15 protein-coding genes and 1 pseudogene are annotated in these 21,370 nt (G+C 45.4%); 7 read left to right on the top strand and 9 right to left on the bottom strand.

Features of this window, described 5'->3' with window-relative positions; all coding sequences use genetic code 11:
* Positions 1-2: 2 nt before the first annotated feature.
* The 4 genes from IX31_RS03520 to IX31_RS03500 all read left to right on the top strand — a co-directional run bounded on the left by IX31_RS03520 (position 3) and on the right by IX31_RS03500 (position 5,571).
* Entirely contained in the window at positions 3-3,758 is a 3,756-nt protein-coding gene (locus IX31_RS03520) for a phage tail tip fiber protein (RefSeq protein WP_051880517.1), read from the top strand.
* Positions 3,759-3,809: 51 nt separating this feature from the next.
* Complete coding sequence (locus IX31_RS03515; RefSeq protein ID WP_034455769.1) at positions 3,810-4,118, top strand: hypothetical protein; 309 nt, start codon at positions 3,810-3,812, stop codon at positions 4,116-4,118.
* Positions 4,119-4,258: 140 nt separating this feature from the next.
* Entirely contained in the window at positions 4,259-4,828 is a 570-nt protein-coding gene (locus tag IX31_RS03510; RefSeq protein ID WP_034455768.1) for a hypothetical protein, read from the top strand.
* 359 nt (positions 4,829-5,187) lie between these two features.
* On the top strand, positions 5,188-5,571 hold the full coding sequence (locus IX31_RS03500) for a M15 family metallopeptidase (RefSeq protein WP_034455766.1): 384 nt from the start codon (positions 5,188-5,190) through the stop codon (positions 5,569-5,571).
* Positions 5,572-5,641: 70 nt separating this feature from the next.
* Here IX31_RS03500 and IX31_RS03495 read toward each other — a convergent pair whose 3' ends face one another.
* From IX31_RS03495 to malX, 7 genes and pseudogenes are all read right to left on the bottom strand, one after another.
* Positions 5,642-6,379: a hypothetical protein gene (locus IX31_RS03495; protein ID WP_051880514.1), complete on the bottom strand. Its 738-nt coding sequence runs from the start codon at positions 6,377-6,379 to the stop codon at positions 5,642-5,644.
* 60 nt (positions 6,380-6,439) lie between these two features.
* The gene (locus tag IX31_RS03490; RefSeq protein WP_051880512.1) at positions 6,440-8,320 is read right to left on the bottom strand and encodes a recombinase family protein; all 1,881 of its coding nucleotides are present in this window, start codon (positions 8,318-8,320) and stop codon (positions 6,440-6,442) included.
* Positions 8,321-8,727: 407 nt separating this feature from the next.
* Complete coding sequence (locus tag IX31_RS03480) at positions 8,728-9,240, bottom strand: hypothetical protein (RefSeq protein WP_034455765.1); 513 nt, start codon at positions 9,238-9,240, stop codon at positions 8,728-8,730.
* A 63-nt stretch (positions 9,241-9,303) separates the two neighbouring features.
* Complete coding sequence (locus tag IX31_RS22015) at positions 9,304-11,205, bottom strand: YadA-like family protein (protein ID WP_051880508.1); 1,902 nt, start codon at positions 11,203-11,205, stop codon at positions 9,304-9,306.
* 191 nt (positions 11,206-11,396) lie between these two features.
* Positions 11,397-11,795: a hypothetical protein gene (locus tag IX31_RS03470; RefSeq protein ID WP_034455764.1), complete on the bottom strand. Its 399-nt coding sequence runs from the start codon at positions 11,793-11,795 to the stop codon at positions 11,397-11,399.
* Positions 11,796-12,110: 315 nt separating this feature from the next.
* On the bottom strand, positions 12,111-12,731 hold the full coding sequence (locus IX31_RS22010; RefSeq protein WP_051880506.1) for an LPD25 domain-containing protein: 621 nt from the start codon (positions 12,729-12,731) through the stop codon (positions 12,111-12,113).
* Positions 12,732-12,797: 66 nt separating this feature from the next.
* Positions 12,798-13,937: pseudogene (gene malX, locus IX31_RS03460) on the bottom strand (PTS maltose transporter subunit IICB); the annotation flags it as partial.
* Positions 13,938-14,122: 185 nt separating this feature from the next.
* Between malX and IX31_RS03455 the strand changes: the two are divergent.
* Positions 14,123-15,157, top strand: a complete 1,035-nt coding sequence (locus IX31_RS03455) for a Mal regulon transcriptional regulator MalI (RefSeq protein WP_034455763.1) — start codon at positions 14,123-14,125, stop codon at positions 15,155-15,157.
* 54 nt (positions 15,158-15,211) lie between these two features.
* Here the strand turns inward: IX31_RS03455 and IX31_RS03450 are convergent, their stop codons facing one another.
* Together IX31_RS03450 and manA are read right to left on the bottom strand one after the other, a co-directional pair.
* Positions 15,212-16,762, bottom strand: coding sequence for a YdgA family protein (locus tag IX31_RS03450; protein ID WP_034455762.1), 1,551 nt, complete (start codon positions 16,760-16,762; stop codon positions 15,212-15,214).
* A gap of 134 nt (positions 16,763-16,896) precedes the next feature.
* Entirely contained in the window at positions 16,897-18,069 is a 1,173-nt protein-coding gene (gene manA / locus IX31_RS03445) for a mannose-6-phosphate isomerase (protein WP_034455761.1), read from the bottom strand.
* Between the two features lie 205 nt (positions 18,070-18,274).
* On the opposite strand from manA, the gene fumA reads away from it, so the two are divergent.
* Together fumA and fumC are read left to right on the top strand one after the other, a co-directional pair.
* A complete protein-coding gene (gene fumA, locus IX31_RS03440) occupies positions 18,275-19,921 on the top strand; it encodes a class I fumarate hydratase FumA (RefSeq protein ID WP_034455760.1) in 1,647 nt (548 codons plus the stop codon).
* Positions 19,922-19,972: 51 nt separating this feature from the next.
* The gene (gene fumC / locus IX31_RS03435; RefSeq protein ID WP_034455759.1) at positions 19,973-21,370 is read left to right on the top strand and encodes a class II fumarate hydratase; all 1,398 of its coding nucleotides are present in this window, start codon (positions 19,973-19,975) and stop codon (positions 21,368-21,370) included.

Raw genomic sequence — 21,370 nt, 5'->3', positions numbered from 1 at the left:
AAATGCCGATTGTCGTCCCTATGGCGATTATTGCGGCTGCTTCTATGGCTGCGGCGTTATACGCTGCGGGTGTAGCTCTTACCATTGCTGTTGTTGCTGGCGTTGCCGTGGCTGCGGCAATGTGTTTAATGGCTCTATCAATGGAAACAGGGGTTCCCCGTTTTAATTCGCCCGATTCAGGTTCCGCGCTTGGAACCGTAACAGATCCAAAAACTGTATTGCCTGTTGTGTATGGTAATACTCGCGTTGGTGGCATCATTGCCAAAAAAGATATATATGCGCAAGATACAACATATCTTGTTCAGGTATTTGCAGTGTCAGAAGGCCCAATTGAATGTTTCACCCAAATCTATTTTGATAATAAAAAACTGTTGATTGATGGGAATGAACATCGGGACGGCGTGATCCCTAAATCGCGTATTCGTGGCAACTACGGCGATATCATCCAGATTGAAGTTTCAACGGGCAAAAATCCAGGGCATCACCTCGGGTTAGCTCATCAATACTTGGGTAAGGGTTGGGATACTACCGCAACGGGTAACGGTGTTGCATCGGTCTGCGTTGTCATGCGCAAGACTAACAAGGCACTTACTGACGGCATCGATATTTTACAGCCTAGTTCACAATTTGCGTGTGACCTGAAAGGGCGCTTGATTACCGATCTGACCACTGGACAGGTAACAGCTTCAAGCAATGGCCCGTCACAGGTTTTGGACTATCTGACCAATACCAAATACGGAATGGGTGTTCCTGTTGAACGTATAGACGTTGACTCGTTTAAAGCGGCTGCAACCCGCACAATTAGCTATTTTAGTGATGGTTCAGTAGATCCGAACGGCACTTTCAAAAAGAACCTTACCGACTTGTGCGCGTCCTTCGGTGGTGTTGTGTTTGATCAATTTGGTGTGGTCACGATGGCACTTGATGCCCCCGATGTTGTGAAGTACACGTTTGATGAAACTAATATTTCCGCTGGCAATATCACCCTGAAATCAGGTGAATCGGCAGAGTATTACAACACGCTTAATATTTCCTATAACGATCCAGATATGGACTACGCAAGCAATGTTTTACGTTATCCATCGGATATCACGAATGATCCGGTAATCGTTAAAGACAAGCGGGTTATTGCCAAAGACCTTACGTACCGTTTCGTTAAGAGCACAAGCCAGCTTGATAAGTTGGGTTCTGTTGAGCGCAACAAATGCAAGCTGTACAAGCAAATGTCCTTTGTGACGATGGACGCTTACACACTGTCAGTGTGGGATGTTATTAAGATCAGCTTTAACGAGTTGAAACTGAAAGACACGTTATGGCGCGTGATATCCATCGTTCCTAGTCTCGATGGTGGTATGGCTGGCACTATGTCGGTGCAATGCGTCGAGTACAACAGTGCCGTTTATACCGATATGGATTTTGCTGCGAAACCAGATTACACGCCTAGCCTTATCAGTGGCGATCTGGCGACTCCGACGAATTTACAGGCTCAAGGTACGGGTGAAACCGTTTATGGCCGTAACGTGCTATTGACGTGGGATTGTGCGGAAGATTTCAACCGTTATCGGTTCTTCGTTCAGTACAAAGAAGCTGGGGCGACAGATTGGATCGATATCGGGGCAACTTCTCAGTTGATGTACCAGATCCACGGCTTGAAAAATGGTGTTAATTACGATTTCCGTGTTTGTTCAACGGGCTTGGTGTATCGCTCTGCATGGGTGGAACTGCTGAACCAAACAACCGCAATTGTGTACGCTTTGCCAGCGCCTGTTGTCCGTTTACGTAACACCTCTGGAATCGTGAACGGTAAGTTCGAGACTAAACACGAAGATTTTCACATCGAGTGGGATGATCAAAGCACGTTAGATGTAACCATCAACGGACAGGTATCAAAGTTTGTAGACTTGCTTCAACACTATGAAATCAGGATAAACACGAAGAACCGCGATTACTTCTACGAGACAACAAACCTTCATTGGATATATACGCTTTCTCAGAATTTGCAGAATGGGGCAGCGCGTGATCTCACTGTAGGTGTTACCGCGATTGGTTACGGTGGCAGGAAGTCAACGGAAACGTTAATTCAGGTATTCAACGCGCAGTGTGGGGCGATAACAGGTTTCACCGCAAACGCTGGATTCGATACCATCTTTTGTACATGGGTTAAGCCAACAGATGAAGATCTGGCGGGTGTTGTTGTTCAGATTGCTACTGATGCGCAATTCACACAGAACGTGATTACTCATCAAGATACGTCACTTGGTTCAGTGATGAATATTGCGATTCCAAACGGTAAGTATTACGTAAAAGCGGCTGCTTTCGACGTGTTCGGAACAGATAGCCTAACGTATACCGCTGCGGTTTATGTTGATATTCAGTCACAAGTGAACTGGACGAACCAGGATGAACAGGCGTTAAAAGATTTTCTCGATCTGGAGCAAGCCTTAGATAGCACGATTGAAGCGGCTTTCGAGCGTTCAAAAGATGCATTGCAGATTGAGATCTCAAACCTGCATACGAACGTAACGAACGAAACGGATACAAAAATTGCGGGTACAGTTACTAACTTGAAACAGATTGTTCAGGACGGCGATAAGCTAATCACCGAACAACTGAACCAGGTTAAAACGACTATTGAAAAGGATATCCAGGCAGCGATCACCAGACTCGATACCACTAACGCAAATCAGGACACGGCAAACGCGCAAGCAATCCAAACCGTAAAATCTGAAATGCGGGATAACATTGCTCAGGTAACAATTAATTCACAAACTCAAGTGGATAACCTGAAAAATGCTATCAACGCACATCACGAAATCAAAGTGAATGCTAATGGTGTGATCGCAGGGATGGGGCTTTACGCTGATGATGTGACGAAATCCAGCGCGATTTATTTTGTCGCTGATGAACTGAAATTCATCACAGCAAAAACGGCGGGTAATGTTTCGAATCCTACGATCCCTTTTGCGATTCAGAACAATAAAGTTTTCCTGAATACTGCGGTTATCGCTAACGCAAGTATCGGATCAGCGATGATTGCTAATGCTGCTATTGGTTCGGCGCATATCGTAACTGGTTCCATCACGGAAGCGCATATTCAGAACGCGAGCATTACCAATGCAAAAATTGCTGGCGCTATTCAGTCCAATAATTATGTTGCTGGATCAAGTGGTTGGAAGATTGATAAATCTGGTTCTTCTGAGTTTTCAGGTGTGACTGTAAGAGGGCATATCGAAGCGGTATCCGGTAGTTTCTCAGGTAACATTTACGCTAACACTGGTGTTCTGAACGATGTAACGATTAATGGTAACTGTCGTATTCTGGGGAACCTGGACGCGAATCAGATTAACGGTCTACCGTCTTTTCGAGTGGCTGGAGCTGATGTTAACAAAACGGTATCAGGCGGGGAATTAGTCTGGATTGTTCCGCAATCATCACCGTTCGTTATTCCTTCTACCAACGGTAAAATGAATATGTGTGGCCTTATCAATGCACGTATGAATGTTATTGAACCGTCAGAAGGTCGCCCCGTAAGACCTGCCGTTTACAGAACGTACAAATATACTGATTCAGGGTGGCAGTTAGTAGCCGAAACATCGAATGGTTTCGCTCTGGTGGAAGTAGGTGCTTACGGTGGTTCTATCGCTGCGGCTGTATTTGTTCCATATCCAGAAGAAGATAATCAAGAAGGTGGTAGCTCTCTTTTAAGGGGCTACGTGAGAGCGTCAAACGTTCGCGGCGCTTACGCATTATATAACTAAAATAAACCCCTTAAATATAAGTGTTATCAACATTTAATTAAGGGGCTTTTTATGCCTATTCTCGAAATCACTATAGGTGCGGCAACCGCTGGCGCTGCATTAATTGGAACACTATGGAAAGTTCATTCCGGTGTTGTAAAGAAAACTACGGAGCATGAACAACGATTAGCGAATATCGAACACACGAACGATATTCAAGAAATAAAGATTACCAATATCGAAAAGAATCACGGCTCGTTAGATCAACGAATGGCAAATATTGAATCAACTGTAGTTGAGCTAAAAATACAAAATGCCGAAATCCTACAAATTTTAAAAGGTGGCTTATATGGCAAAGCAACTAAAAACGTGGATCGGTAAATCCAGGAAGTTATTACTAGTCCTGCTGATCCTCGCGGTTATCTATAATTTGTGCGCCGTTCCGTTTGGGCTTCCACCAATCCCGGTTGATTCTGTTTTTGGTTCTGTTCTTTCCGTATTAACTCTGATCGGGGGTTGATATGGCTAAACCGTCAATGAAGGACAGGAACGCCGCAAACCTTGCAAGGACAATGAAACAGATGGAGCGCTGGAGGATTGAGACTAGCGATACCGTCGAAGATGCCATGTTCAAAGCGGGTAAACTGGTATCCATCAACATGCAAAAAGAAATCGCGCGTAAGGTTGATGGGCCAATCAATTTTACCGCGAAAAATGCGCTGTACTACATCAAAGAGAAAAAAGGTATCTACGCAAGGGAATACCGGATCGGCATTAAAGACGCGCAAGATTTGTATTTGTCTGCAATCATCGACCGGAAAAAGCCAACCGATAAGCTGATACCTGTAAACCCTAAGTACACCGATAAAAACGGAAATATCAAAGGGCTTTCCCGTAATTTAAAAAATGGGGCATACGTTAAAGTTGTTCAGGCAACCGAAACAATATTGATAAATACGAAAGCAAAGAAGCGAGAAGATCGATTAATTGCAATTCGTAAATTATCCAAAAGGCCGCATAAAATTTCGTGGGATAAACTCGAAGAAAGCGCGGTAAAACAATTCAACCAGAAAATAAAAGACATACTATGACAATGCATAACTTTCCGACTTACCCGCACGATCAGTTACATGAAATTAAACTTAATGGTATTTCGCCCGAGTCTATTAATTATGCATTCGAGCGCAAGCACATTAAACAAAAACACTTTAAAAGTTATCTTGTCAATGATAACGATGTTTTCTTTGCGTCAACTCAGGTTAAAAAACCAGTGTTTAAATTCAAGGTAGGGCAGGAAGTAGATATTAATAGCCCGTATGATTTCAACACACGCGCTATCTGTTGCGGTCAACTTGAGTATATTCACAAAGGGTTCAGAATGCGCGGTTTTTTGTTCCAGTATATCTAGTCAGTAAATACCTGTAAGAAAATAAAACTTATAGGTATTACCATGAATAATTTCAAATTCAGTACACGCAGTAAAAACAATCTTTCCGGTATTCATCCTGATTTAATTCGAGTTGCGGAATTAGCACTTGAATTAACCGAACGTGATTTCGTCATTACCGAAGGTCTACGCACTATCGAGCGCCAACGTCAGCTAATCAAAGAAGGTAAGAGCAAGACAATGAACAGCGCCCACTTATCAGGCCACGCGCTTGATATGGTTCCTTGTTCGCCTGTTAGCTGGAACCGTAAGGATTTTGAACCCGTGGTAGCGGCGTTTCGACGTGCGGCTAACCATTTGGGAATCCTGATTGAATGCGGTCACGATTGGTCAAGTTTCCCCGACTCACCACACATACAGTTACATCGTAAAGAGTATGGGTATTAATAAAAAAGGTTGTTTTTTTTTAAATTTAAAACAACCTGAATTTTTATTCAATGTTATATTTGGAAAGCGGTTAGGGTGTTGTTAATGTTTTGTTGTTAGCATAGTGAGTTACTGCGTCTGATAGTTTTCTTGTGTATTCTTCTATCTCATTTACTGCTTGAGTTAAAAAACCAGCATCTAATATTAATTCACTAAGATCGTTAATTGAAACTCCCGTGCCTCCTTTAAGTGCTCGTTCTACGGCTAAGAATTTTCGCCTTTCTTTTCTTTTTCTGTCAATATCTGGCTTATTGGCAACGCTAACATATTCATAATATCTCCCATCATTATGGGCTAGAATGTTGCGAATAACAGTTAAATGATTTAAATCTGATATATCTTTACGCCCAATACCTTTTTTAAGTACCTCGTGGGTGTTTTCGATAACGCCTTCTGATAGCTTTTTTATATAATTTGATTCTGTAATCATAATGCTCAGACAATTCGACATATGATATTCAAAAAGCCCAAATATTGTTAAGAATGCAGATCTGCGCATTAGTTGTGCAATTAATATTACATACTCATCTTTGACATCATTCTGATCATAACCCACACATGAACCACATGAATATACTTTCTCGGTATAGGAGTATACCTCACCTTGTTCAGTCTCACGTTCATTTTCAAATTCACTTTCTTGTATTTGGGGATCTGTAATTGCTCTGAGTATAGAGCATTCAGTTTGTTCAGAAAGCATCCTCATCGCTGCTATTGAAGAAGTGGCTCCAAATAAACTCAAATTAAAATAGAAACGTGTTTGAGACACTTAAACTCCTTATAATATCCAATAAAAAAGCCTCTAAGTTTTTTCCCAGAGGCTTTGATTTTAACTTAACACACCTTTTTCTTTCAGCAATTCTTCAAGATGTTCCATTGAATCAACTTTGTACTGAATACCGTCAATAGTTGCGAATGACTCACCAACGCTAACGGGTTTAACAATTCCGGTGAAAGCGGGGCGTGGCTCTGGTTCGCCGTCCTCGTCCTCAAGTTCAGAAATGATCGTTCGCGTATTGCGTACACGCTCTTGCAGTTCCTCGCACTTACGGGCGAAACCTTCGGGATCGATCAGCACATCAATGAAACTGTGCATAATCAGCCCCCACGACTCCATAAACTGGCGGTCGTTAATCGTCGTTGCATCCACATAGACACAACCCGATTTGTAACTAGTGTTGGCCTTAATCACGATCCGTTGTGTTCTCTGGTCGCGATACAGGACGTTAAACAGAGTATGTTTCGGATCTGGTAAACGCTTGCACTCGATACGCTGAACAACGGTTTTGATACTGGCGCGAATCTTTAACCGCTCGATGTTGTAAATGTCTGATACGTCGAAATCGCGGAATTTGTCCCAACCTTCAAGATTCATTCTTACGATAGATTCATCATGAAGCCGTTTTTGCTTAACCAGTTCTGCTTTTTCGTTTTCCAACTTATCAATCAGCGCGGTCAGGTTATTGATCATCGCTGGTGATTTTGCTGTACCGATAGCAACTAGGTAGTTAGCGATCTGTTCGTCCAATTCGGATATCTGATTTTCAACCCCTGAGTGCTTGGGCTTATCATTCTGCACGAATACCCGATCCGCTATTAGCTGTAAAAGGGCGCTTTCCAACGTATCAGCCCTAAAGCCCCACTTTGAACAGTTCAGGTGGTAATCACGCGATCCGCAAACGTAACGGTATGCGTTGGGTTGTTTTGCAATCGATGATTTCATTTTGTACATATGTGTGCCGCAATGCCCACAGTACAAAATGCCGATACCAGACAACAACGGGATATCAGGATTTTTATCTTTAGTGAACCCACGATTACCAACCTGAACTGAAAGATCTTCATACTCAGCCTTGGTAATAATCGCGGGATAATAATCATCAAGTACAAATTCTTGCTCGTTCACACTGATTATTTTTTGCCCGTAGATGGCAGGGCTTAAAATCCGTGAACAATGCTGAATATTCCATTCGCCTTTTGATAGCTTTGTGAGCTTCTTCGGGGCGGGGTAGTTGTCTTTCAGATAGCGCAACATCATGCGGTTTGACCAACCATCGCGTTTCATTTGGATCATGTGTTGAGCAATGGGATAAAACACCGGATGAGGTTCAACATAACCAGAACTTGAATCAGTCCAAAATTTATCAGTACCCAATTCGGTGATTGCTACAACCGGATCGCCTGGCTTGCGTTTCTGGTGGCGCTTAATCTTTGCAAGGGCGCTCGATATGGTTCGCTTAGATTTGGTGGATGATTCCTCGTTAGCACGACTGAACAACATCACACTAAACATAAGCTGTTGCATAGTGTCGTTGTTAACTTCCGTTTGCTGGTACACCTGCTTATCAATACCAGTGACGACTACGATCCCCTTTAGCAACAGGCTAGTGAACAGGTTCACAGCTAACATAGCGTTAGCGCGGCTGAATCGGTCTAACGATTCAATCAGGAGAAAAGAACCTTTCGGAACCTTCCCTGAATCCACATGCTTTATAAACTCTGCAAGTGCTCCACCTTCGGAAATGTTTTTACCCTTGAATGCAGAAACCCCGAAATCTTCGTATTCTTCGAAAATTTCGAGGTCGTGATCTATTGCAACCTGCTTAACCATGTTTGCAATAGAATCTTTCTGACGTTCCAGGCTGTTTCCTGTCGCTTGGCGCTCGCTTGAAAAACGTACATACGAATACAAGCGCGGCTTTTCTTTCATAATTTTACCTCATAGCAAGTAACCATCGTGCGACAAACAATTGATCCCGCGCTCTGGTAGATGAATATTACCTCGAATCATTTTGCGGTCGTTATATAAATTTCCTTTATTGTCAATATACCCATGCAACTTAGTTAACGATGCGAGTTCCAGCGTTTGCTTGTTGCGGAATTGTTTTATGATTTTGTGATACGTGTTGCCCTTAACCAAAACAAATTCAATCCGGTGTTGAAACCCTTCAATACCTTTATTATGCATTTGTTTCAGGTGACGTAATAAAAAACGGGACTCATCTAAAATTAACGGAAAGTTATCAGGTTTTGATTGAACTCTAACTATCACTTGAAATTTCCTTTTCAATTCAACTTATCTAAAAGGGGGCTATTTCTAACCCCCTCTGATAAGTTTTATTGATTCACAACTTGATTTTTGAAATCAGCAATTATTTTTTCATGTGCTGCTTTTTCTGCAAGTGCTTCTTCTGCGGTTGCGTGGCTTGAAATAATTTTTGTTTCAGTAACGCCGTTGCGTTCAACAGTAATTAACAGTTCATTACTATCATTTACAGAGGCGGTTGAATTAGAAAATACAATAGCATCTTCAAGAGTCATTTGAATTTTGATTTTTTCGTTCATGTCTTTTTCCTGGGTGGTTAAAATATACTGGTGTGAATCTTCATTGCTCATTGTTGCGATACCTTCGCGATAGATTTTAAACGCTGATTCATATACACCTTTAGCGGTGTTTGCATCTTCTGCGTTTTCGTGGATTGAAATTAAAGTAGCTGCGGATACTTCGTTATCATCTTCAACCATCATTAATACAGCGTTTGTATCATTAACGTTAAATTCAACGGTAGAAGTAGGGCGCGTAAACATAGTGAAGAAATTTAAAACGTGTTCTGGTTTCATATAGTGCATTTTATATACCTTGTTGTGTTGCCCCCGTTATTGGGGGCGTGAATTAAAATGAGTGGTTATTAATTAAAATCCGAGTGCCACACCAGCACCGTAAGTAACTTCTGTACTAGTGGTAGTTGCTACATTCATTTTGAGAGCTACACGGCTGTTAACGTTGAACTGTGCGCCTACTGCGATTGCTTGAGCACCAGCGAAACCGCCAACGCCAGCACCTAAAGAGAATTTTTCACCTGCAATTGTTGGGATTGATGCCATTGCCGCAACACCTGCAACGCCGCCTTTCAGTTTCTTGTTGTCGCGTTCAACTTTCGCTTTCAGGTCGGTGAAGTTCTGATTCATGCTTTTAACATCAGATTCAACACTTGTGATTCGACCGTCGAACCCGCTTACAACCTGATTGGTTTGATCAATGCGGTCATGTGCTGAATAAGCAATGCTTGAAGCCGTCAACGCTACACCATGCGCCGTTTGTGCTGTGCTGTGTGCTGCATCAGCTTTATGGCTTGCGTCCTGTGCCTTAATCTGTGCTGCGGTTGCTGTGGCATGTGCTGTAGTCGCTTTGGAATCTGCAACAGTTGCTTTAACGTCTACTGCATCCACCTTAGTTACTGCGGTTGCTGCCTGATTTGCGGCTTCGTTAACAGAAGTCACAATGTTTGAAACTTGGTTAGAAACAACAGCAATATCTGTGCTGTTCTGATCAACCTTCGCAATCAGCCCGATATCGCCAGTGGAATCCGTTGCGAGGGTAGACGGTGAACCATGAAGAATCTGATTGATCTGATCTGCTTTTGAGTGAGCGGTATCAACATCCGCTTTATCCGCTTTATTCGCTACAGCGTTCGAAATTGTGCTAATGGCTGCGGTTGCTGCGGCTGCTTCACCTGCTGCGGCTGTAGCTGTTTGGTTTGCAGTAGTCGCCAGGTCGTGCGCCTCTGTTGCTGTCGTTTGTGCTGCATCTACTTTACCCGCTGTTGAGTTTGCCACGTCTAAAGCGCTTTGAGCTTTGTTGGCTGCAACATCAGCTTTAGTACCTGCGGCATCTGCTTTGATTGTTGCGTCTGCTACTGCTGCGGTATTAGCTGCAATCCCTTCGTTAACATCGGTCAGATCAACACCTGCTGTGGAAATACTATCTAAGCGGTTTTTGATATCCGTAATGCTAGATTCGGTAGCGTTCACACGGTCGCCTAACAACCCAGATTGATGAAGCGCTTGATCTGCTTTTGTATCTGCTGCTGTAGCGGTTTCACTCGCTGTACTGGCCTGATTCAATGCGTTATCTGCTTTGGTATCTGCCGCCTCTGCTGCGGCTACGGCTGCATCAGCTTTATTACCTGCTTCGGTCGCTTGGTTAACGGCGGTCTGTGATGCTTCCAACGCTGCATCAGCCTTGCTATCAACATCAGCAATCTTTGTTACGTTTTCCTGTGCAAGAGACAACCCTTGATCCGCTGTACTCAAAGCTAAATCAGCATTTGATGCAATTTCATTCACTTTCGAATCTATTGCATCAGCTTTATTACCTGCTGTAGTCGCTGCGGCTGCTGCGATACCAGCTAACTCGTTTGCTGTTTTTGCTTCAGAAGCGGCGTTAATCGCGCTGGTTTTTGCTGCTTCAATGTCTGCGGCTGCTGCGGCGGCTGCGTTCTTAGCTTCTTGAGCCATATCAACAGCACTTGAAGCATCCGCTTTAGCTGAGTTCGCGGTGTCCTGTGCTGCCGTTACTCCTGCTAAGGCATCAGTAAGATCATTAGTGACCTTAGTCATATCAACACGGTTATTAGTCTGTGCCCCCATGCAATTACCGTTGTAACATTCGCTACCATTAACAACCACGAACGATTCGTTATTCATGTTTTTTTCAGCAACATCAGCGGCAGAAATAAAATAATCATTCGCAAAAGCGTTAACAGATAAAGAAGAAAGAACAGCAACAGTAACCAGAGACTTAACAGCTTTCATTTCAAATATCCTATTTGACAAAATTTAAATGTGTTTGGTGTAGCCCCCATGCCAGGGGCTTAAAATTGCTACATGGTTAAATCAATAAATCAGGGTGAATCAGTTAACCAATTATTGCTGCGATAACTCCAAAGATAACACCAGATATCACGACAATATAAAAATCAGACATTGGGTATTTGCGCATTTCTTTACGCCTGTTTGATAAATTTAATCATTTCGGCGGTTTTAATTACGTCCAGTTGTGGCCCGTATAGGTTGTATGAAATGGTTGGTTCAATTTCACACGATTCTTTCGATGAAAATAGACGAATAGCGGAACCAGTTGCAACACCCATTTTATTAGGGTCAGCGTTATAAGTTTCAATCGCTGTATCAGTAACGATTTGTAGTTTCATTCCTGCATTACGGGTAATGAAATATTGGGTACGTTGCCACATTAAATCACATTGCTCTTTTGATGTTGCTTTAATTGGACTGTTAGCCACAATGTAATTACGCGCATCATTAGCGGCTTTCTGTTGTTCTGGTGATACACAACCAGTTAATGACAACACAGAAACCAATACAGCTAGTGTAAATTTATTCATAACTTAATTTCCTTTTTGGTTAGGTTTAACATGGTTTAAAAACGGCAATCCCTTAACCTTTAAATAAATGGTTACTATATTTCATAGCATCGCTAAGAGGTCGGGAATTATATATATCAATATTATTGAAATAGTGTTTTAGATCACGTTTTTCCGATGATATTGATCTGATATTTCGAGTATTAATTTCAGCTAATTATCACTGGTACAACCAGTTTGGTGATTAAATAATCTCAATACAGCACACAAGCACCAACAAGATAAAAATCAACCAGTGGTAGCGGGGCATCAACCCCGCACGGCGTTTAGCTTGCATCACACCCCCCAGTTAATCGTTTTGAGGAACTCGACGTGTGATACCAACCCGATAGCTTTGTGATACGCCGCCCCCTCTGCGGTTTCGTGGTAGCGGATCATTTGCTGTGCGTGGTCGCGGAATCCAACAACATCACCCAAAGCCAGATCCAGGCGGCAACCGTAGCTTTCAGTACATCCGGTGATATCGTTCACCAAAGCAACGGTAACTTTCGTTTTTGAATAACCGTTGTCGATTACGTTGCCGTTACAAATCGCGGCATCTTTCGCGAGGCGTTCAAAATCGGCGAAGGTGTAAACCTGTTCCTCATCTTTGAACACTGACGATTCAGACCAGTGAACCAGAACGGAAACAGGGGAGCGCGTAACTTTTACTTCGGGGGTGACTACTTCACCGTTTACCGCGTTCACATCGTGCATAACGTCGGTCAGTTCGGTTTTGATTTTCTCGATGATCTGAGAAACAGCGGCGATGAAGTCAGTACGCAGACGGCACACGATACCCAGTACCGCTTTGAACTGTTTCATCGGTTTTCCCTTAGAAACTTCGTTCAGTGCGTGCTGTGCAACTTCGAGAAGGGAGGAGAGTTCGTTTTTGCGGATGATTGCGTTAGTAGCCATTTTTAACCCCTTGATTCTATTCAGATTCAGGAGGTTGTTTTCTTACCTCCCGTTCAATGAGGGGTAATTTACTGTAGGGTTCCCGATAGTGACACCTAATACCGCCATGATGGTAAAACCAAGGCCGGTTAACAGGGCATGAATGAGATACAGAACAGGAGCCACAAACAGGAACAGGAATTCCAGTGGTTCAGTCGTGCCACCGATGACACAAGCAATAACGCCGGAAATCAACAGGCCTTTAATTTTGTGGCGGTTTTCAGGACGAGCACAGTGGTACATGGCTAAAGCGGCACCCGGTAAACCGCCCAGAAAGGCAGGCATCTTACCTTGTGACAAGAAGCGAGTAGCACTTTCGGAGAAACCATGAACGCTCGGGCAGCTTAGCTGAGCCTGGAAGATGGTTAATGCACCGCTGACACTGTGGCCGCAAACATCCATAGTGCCGCCAGCTTCAGTAAAGCGGATCAGAGCAACCAGAATGTGGTGCAACCCAAATGGCAGTAACAGACGTTCGCCGGTACCGAAGATCATTGGCCCAAATATACCCGCGCTGTTGATCATATTGCCCAGCGCGTTGATCCCTGCGGCAAATACAGGCCAAATCAGCGGGATCACCAGGCCAACAATACCCATGACCAGCGTCGTTATAATCGGTACAAAGCGCGTACCTCCGAAGAATGCCAGCGCATCAGGCAAGCGTACATTATGGAAACGCTCATGCAGCAGGAATACAATCACACCGACAATCACTGCACCCAAAATACCGGTATCAATAGATTGAATACCAAGAATATTTTGGATGTTGTTTGCTTTCAGGATGGCGGCATCTGTTGTCGGTAAAATGCCTTTAGCCGTCAGCCAGAAATTCACTGCAAGGTTCATTACCGCGTAACCGACAAAACCGGAAAATGCCGCTACACCTTTGTTTTCACGCGCAAGCCCAAGCGGGATTGCGATACAGAACATAATTGGCAGGAAGCTAAAAGCAAATGAGCCAACTTTCCCCATCCAGGTGAAAATTAGCTGTAAAACAGGATTACCTAATGCTGGAAGCAGAGTTACGACATCGTGGCTACTGAGCGAACTCCCGATGCCGAGCATGATGCCGCAGAACGACAAAAGCGCCACGGGCAACATAAAGGTTTTGCCAAGGTTTTGAAAAAACTCCCAAAGCGTAATTTTTTGTGGTGTATTAGCCGCCATAACGACTCCTTAAACCCTGGTTGATAGATGAGTGGTGGTACAGAACGAAGCGGATGATAAAACGTTTTACCAACCTTTATTGCGCTGTAGTTCACAGATCTAAAGCTCACCAGAGTGCTTAATACTTCATATCAGGTTAAACGTTTTATCCCTAAATTTTGTTTCATGGAGGGTCCGTCGGCCTAATGACGACTCAGGAAAAGAAAATAACAATTAATGAAGTCGCTGAAGCAGCTGGGGTTTCTGTTACGACAGTTTCTCTGGTTCTCAGTGGCAAAGGGCGCATTTCACCAGCGACCGGATTGCGCGTGAATGAAGCCATAGAAAAATTAGGATTCGTGCGTAATCGTCAAGCCGTTTCATTACGTGGTGGCCAGAGCGGGGTTATTGGGTTGATCGTGCGTGATCTATGCAATCCTTTTTATGCCGAGCTCACTGCAGGTTTAACGGATGAACTTGAAAAGCAGAGCAAGCTACTCTTCCTGACCCAAAGTGGCGCGCAGGGGCAGCATATGCAGCGTTGCTTTGACATGTTAGTTGCACAAGGAGTGGATGGCATTATTGTCGCCGGTGCGGCGGGACAGGGGGCGGATATGCGTACCATTGCGCAACAGAAAAATTTACCCCTGGTATTTGCCTCTCGCGCGAGCTATCTCGATGAGGCCGATATTATCAGGCCTGATAATATGCAGGCCGCTCAGCTTGTCACCGAACATTTGATCAAGCGGGGGCACCAACGCATTGCCTGGCTCGGTGGCGATGGTGCCTCTTTGACTCGCGCCGAGCGCGTCGGTGGTTATTGTTCCACGCTTCTGCAATACGGCTTGCCATTCCACAGTGAGTGGATAATCGAATGCGAGCCGAGTCAGAAAAAAGCGGCGGATGCTATCACCACACTTCTACAGCACAACCCAACAATTACAGCTGTGCTCTGCCATAACAGCACTGTGGCGATGGGGGCATGGTTTGGTTTACTGCGCGCAGGACGACAAAGCGGTGAGGGGAGTATTGACAGCTACTATGATCGCCATGTGGCACTGGCAGCTTTCGCTGAAGTGATGGACGATGAACTCGATGACTTGCCATTAACCTGGGTTTCAACACCTGCTCGTGAGATAGGCCGTATGGCCGGGCAGCGTATCCTGCAACGTACGCAACAAGGTGATATCAGTGCACTCAGTCAGATTATGCCGGCACGATTAGTGGTGAGAAAAAGTTAAAAAGCCTCCCTAAAGGGAGGCTTCAGACGGATGACAAACTTCATGCGCTCACAATTACTGTTGAGGAACCGCAGGCGCTTCTGGCACAGCAGGTGTTTCTGGTTCTGGTACCGGGGCTGCTTCTGGCTCACCAATAGTTGGCATACCAAACATTCCTAACAGATCGCCCAGTGCCATTTTCTGGCCGTTCAGCGTGACCTGACCGTTGGAGTACTGCAGGCTGGAAACCACATTATTGTCTTCCATAGTGGTCACGCGGAACATTTGGCCCATTGCGGCCAGGCCTTTGATTTGCTGCTCGGCAAGTTTAGCTGCTTCGGCAGGCTGGTAGCCTTCAAGCTGTGCAACTTGCGTCATCAATTCGGTCGCCATATCTACCGGGATAACCAGTTTGCTATCGAGAGATTTCACCACGCGGTTGAGCTGTTCTTCCGGAGTTTTTGGTTCACCCGTTGATTGCGCCGGGTCTTTCAGGAACAAAGAGAGATTAAAGCTGCTTTCGCCTTTGGCATTTTTCCAGCTTAACGGTGCAACGGTAATCACTGGATCACCTTTTAACAGCAACGGCAGGTTGGCGGCAAAGAGCTCAACAATTTGCTGCTGATAAGCTTCTGGATTCTGTGAAAATGCAGGATCTGCCAGCAGTTTTTGCGACTCAGCATTATATTTCTGGCTAAACTCGCGTACTGCTGCCCCGTCAAGATTACCGACTTTGAGCGTTAGCTTGCCGCTACCCATATCTTTATTCTGTACTTTCAGAGAATTAAGTGCGTAATCGATTTGGCCAGAAAGATGTTTTTTATCTTCCTGAAGTTCAGATTTGGCGTTGATGTTAAAACCTTCCACAACGGCCATTTCTTTGCCTTCGATGGAAATAGCTAACTTGTCGATAGAGGCTTTCTGGCTACCAATACGCTCGATAAATTCACTACGAGTACTGTTACCTTCGGTTTTGATACCGTTGAAAGTTATCTGTACGTGCTGACCGTATTCATTGACGGTATTGACCAGGCCGCTTTGTGCTTCACCACTCACGGCGATTTTATCACCCTGACCATCGACATCAGCCTTGAACTCACCACCGCTAAAGGCAACTTTTTGCTCGCCATTTTCATAATTCAGTGGCTGCAAGTTGATATCAGAAGAGGTGTCACCGCTATAGCCAATACGCGTTTGGGCATCAATAAAGGACTGACCTTTAGCAATATCAAACAATGGCTTAGTGGTTGGATTATTCATCAAAGTGGTATGAACTGACGCCATGGAAGGCAACAGATTGAATTTTTTCAGTTGTGCGAACGGGAATGGGCCATGATCAATGGTTTCGTTAAATACGATAGTTTGGTCAGGCTTAAGGATCGCGCTTGTCATTCCTGCGGTTGGTTTGATGACTAACTGCATGGTGCTGCTGAACAGACCACGATGATAATCCTGGTAGCCCAGCGTCAAGCCAGCTTCGGGCGAGGCTTTATTCAACTCGGTATTAGCATTGCTGATCATCTCCGCCATACGGCCTTCGAGCTGTTTACCGGTGTACCAGGCTGCACCCGTCCACACCACACCCAAAGCAACAATAACACCTACTGCAACCAGTGATTTTTTCATTCTGTCGTAGTCCATATTAAGTGCATCTGCCGGTAGTCCTCCGGCAGATGATTGAAATGCCCATGGGCATTGAAGAAACTGATTCTACACAGCTTAGCAATCCTACCCAAAAAGATCAGTAAGTTGCTTTAAACTCAGATTTTAGAGAACACGCGTGCAACACGACCTACACCGCTGATTGATACCGGCGACTCAGCCGCAGAAATAAATGCAGATTCACCGGGTTTAAGAGTCAGTTGCTGCTGGTCTTTGCTTAAAATCGCTTCACCTTCAGTGCAGAACACAATGGCCGCACTTGGCTGGGCAAGCTCAACCTGCTGAGTGCTGAGATCGTGCAACGAGAAGGCGAAGTCATCAACCGGAATAGGGAAGTCCAGTTCATTGCCATTCTTCTCAGGCTGAGTCAGCAATTGAGCTGCAGGTTTTGGCTCAAACTTAACGTTTGCGACCAGTTCAGGAATGTCGATGTATTTTGGCGTGAGTCCTGCGCGCAGAACGTTATCCGAGTTCGCCATCACCTCAAGAGCCACACCTTTAAGGTAAGCGTGCGGGGTTTCTGCAAACAGGAACATTGCTTCGCCCGGTTGTAATTTCACCACGTTCAACAGCAGTGGCGAGAATAAGCCACTGTCGTCGGGGTAAAACTCAGAAATCACGCGAATGGTTTCCCACGGCTCGCCTTGTTGATTATTCAAAGCCGCTTTCAACACGCCGAGGGCCAGAGATTTCTCATCGCCTTTCATATTCAGGAGGCTTGCGAAAAGCTGTGATAAACGTTCGGCATTTGGCTCTTGTAAGAAATGAGCAATGGCAGGGTGTGCGCCAGAAACTGGCTGGAGCAAAGAGACGATATCGCTAAATTCACGGAACGCGTTCATTGCCAGGAAGGGGGTAAGTGCGAACACCAGTTCTGGTTTGTGGTTTGGATCTTTGTAGTTACGTTCGGCGGCATCTAATGGAATGCCTGCTGCGTTCTCTTTAGCGAACCCCAATTCAGAAGCTTTTTTATTTGGATGGACCTGAATGGAAAGAGGTTGATCGGCACACAGCACTTTGAAGAGAAAAGGTAGCTCACCAAAACGCTCTGCAACGGCCTTACCCAACAACGCAGGCTTGTTTGCATCAATCACGTCACGCAATGAATGCTGCTGGCCATTATCAAGAATTTTCGAACTGCTTTTAGGGTGAGCACCCATCCATAACTCTGCCATTGGCAAGTTATCTGGATTTTTCACGCCGTAAAGTTCTGTTAACGCAGTCTTACTTCCCCAAGCATAGTTTTGTACTGAGTTAATGAGTTTTTGCATTATTAGACCCTGTTGTAATCTAGACAAAGTTGAGACTATTAAACCAATTATCTGAGATGAAGTAACCAGGGGAGTAAAAAGTCGTACTAGTCTCAGTTTTTGTTAAAAAATTGTGTAGCATATTGTGGTCTGTATTGTTAACGCAGCAACTGGTCTTGCGCTAAAAGATAAAACTAACGTAGCTGATGTCGTAAGTGAGAGAACAATGTCGAATAAAGCCTTTCATTATCAAGAGCCGTTCCCGTTAAAAAAAGATGAAACTGAGTATTACCTGCTAAGCAGCGATTATGTTTCAGTATCCGAGTTCGAAGGGCAGGAAGTCCTGAAAGTAGATCCTAAAGCCCTCACGTTACTTGCCAAACACGCCTTCCACGATGCCTCGTTTATGTTACGCCCGGCGCACCAGCAACAAGTCGCCGATATCCTCAATGATCCTGAAGCCAGCGAAAATGATAAGTATGTCGCGCTGCAATTCCTGCGTAACTCTGAAATCGCTGCAAAAGGTATTTTGCCAACCTGCCAGGATACCGGCACGGCAATTATCATGGGTAAAAAAGGCCAGCGCGTCTGGACCGGCGGTGGTGATGAAGAAGCGCTGTCACGAGGCGTCTATAACACCTTTATTGAAGATAACCTGCGCTACTCGCAAAACGCAGCGCTGGATATGTACAAAGAGGTCAATACCGGCACTAACCTGCCTGCGCAAATCGACCTTTACAGTGTTGATGGCGCTGAATACAAATTCCTCTGTATCGCCAAAGGTGGCGGTTCAGCGAACAAAACCTATCTGTATCAGGAAACGAAGGCACTGCTGAGTCCGGGCCGTCTTAAAGATTACCTTGTCGATAAAATGCGTAGCCTCGGTACTGCCGCGTGCCCACCGTATCATGTGGCGTTTGTGATTGGCGGTACATCGGCTGAAGCGACGCTTAAAACCGTAAAACTCGCTTCAACCAAATATTACGACGGGCTGCCAACCGAAGGTAACGAACATGGCCAGGCATTCCGCGATGTACAACTTGAAGAAGAGTTGTTGAAAGAGGCTCAGAATCTTGGCCTTGGCGCACAGTTTGGCGGTAAGTACTTCGCTCACGATATTCGCGTTGTGCGCTTGCCGCGTCACGGTGCTTCATGCCCGATTGGCATGGGTGTTTCATGTTCTGCGGATCGCAATATCAAAGCGAAGATCAACCGTGACGGCATCTGGATCGAAAAGCTCGAACACAACCCTGGGAAATTTATCCCGCAAGAGTTGCGTCAGGCGGGTGAAGGTGAGGCAGTTAAAGTCGATCTGAATCGCCCGATGAGTGAGATCCTGAAACAACTGTCGCAGTACCCTGTTTCAACTCGCCTTTCTTTAAGCGGCACGATAATTGTGGCGCGTGACATCGCCCACGCTAAACTCAAAGAACGTATCGATAACGGTGAAGGTTTGCCGCAATACATCAAAGATCACCCGGTATATTACGCGGGGCCAGCTAAAACGCCAGATGGTTATGCATCAGGTTCGCTTGGGCCAACGACTGCCGGGCGTATGGACTCCTATGTTGACTTATTACAAGCCAACGGGGGCAGCATGGTGATGTTGGCAAAAGGCAACCGTAGCCAGCAAGTGACGGATGCCTGCCATAAACATGGCGGTTTCTATCTTGGTAGTATCGGCGGCCCAGCGGCGGTTCTGGCGCAGCAGAGCATCAAGAGCCTTGATTGCGTCGAATATGCGGAATTAGGTATGGAAGCCATCTGGAAGATCGAAGTTGAAGACTTCCCGGCCTTTATTCTGGTGGATGATAAGGGCAACGACTTCTTCCAGAAAATACACGCCTCACAATGTACACGATGCGTGAAGTAAGACACTCAAGCCGCCCACCTGGGCGGTTTTTTTAGCTCAAAGGAGAATGAAATGGCATCCAGTCGTAGTGAAAAAGACTCAATGGGCCCGATCGACGTCCCGGCAGATAAACTGTGGGGCGCGCAAACTCAGCGTTCACTTGAGCACTTCCGTATTTCCACCGAAAAAATGCCCACGGCGCTGATTCACGCGCTGGCATTAACTAAGCGAGCTGCCGCAAAGGTCAATATGGATTTGGGTTTGCTGGCATCAGAGCGCGGAACGGCTATTATTCAGGCGGCTGATGAAGTGCTGGAAGGCAAACATCCCGACGAGTTCCCGCTGGCTATCTGGCAAACCGGCTCAGGTACACAGAGCAATATGAATATGAACGAAGTGTTGGCAAACCGGGCGAGTGAAATCCTCGGCGGCGTGCGCGGCATGGAACGAAAAGTTCATCCAAACGACGATGTAAATAAGAGCCAAAGTTCGAATGACGTTTTCCCAACGGCGATGCACGTTGCTGCTGTCATTGCGGTTCGCGAACAACTTATCCCGCAGCTAAACGTATTAAGAGAGACATTGCAGGGTAAAGCGGAAGCCTTCCGTGACATCGTTAAAATTGGCCGTACCCACTTACAAGACGCAACCCCACTTACCCTGGGCCAGGAGATTTCCGGTTGGGTGGCAATGCTGGAACATAATCTCAGGCATGTTGAAAACAGCCTGCAACATATTGCGGAACTGGCATTAGGCGGTACGGCTGTTGGAACCGGGCTGAATACCCACCCGGAATACGCAGTGCGCGTCGCTAAAGAACTGGCTGAAATTACCGGGCAGCCGTTTATCACTGCGCCGAATAAATTCGAAGCGCTGGCGACCTGTGATGCGCTGGTTCATTCGCATGGTGCCCTAAAAGGGCTTGCGGCGTCGTTAATGAAAATCGCCAATGATGTGCGCTGGTTATCTTCCGGCCCGCGCTGCGGGATTGGTGAAATAGCCATTCCTGAGAACGAACCCGGTAGCTCAATCATGCCTGGAAAGGTCAATCCAACCCAGTGCGAAGCCATGACGATGCTGTGCTGTCAGGTGATGGGCAATGATGTCGCGGTGAATATGGGGGGCGCATCCGGCAACTTTGAGCTGAACGTATATCGTCCGATGGTGATTCATAACTTCCTGCAATCAGTGCGTTTGCTGGCCGATGGCATGGAAAGTTTCAACGAACATTGTGCCGTGGGTATTGAGCCGAATCGCGACCGCATTACGCAATTACTGAATGAATCACTGATGCTGGTTACGGCACTCAATACGCATATTGGTTATGACAAAGCAGCAGAAATTGCCAAGAAAGCCCATAAAGAAGGGCTGACTTTGAAGGCTTCGGCGCTGAAACTCGGCTATCTAAGCGAAGACGAGTTTGATGCCTGGGTGCGGCCAGAAGAGATGGTTGGTAGTATGAAACAGTAA

The organism is Buttiauxella noackiae (assembly GCF_000737905.1).
GTDB lineage: Bacteria > Pseudomonadota > Gammaproteobacteria > Enterobacterales > Enterobacteriaceae > Buttiauxella > Buttiauxella noackiae.
Note: the sequence above shows the minus strand (reverse complement) of the source record. Positions and strands in the feature narration are given on the sequence as shown.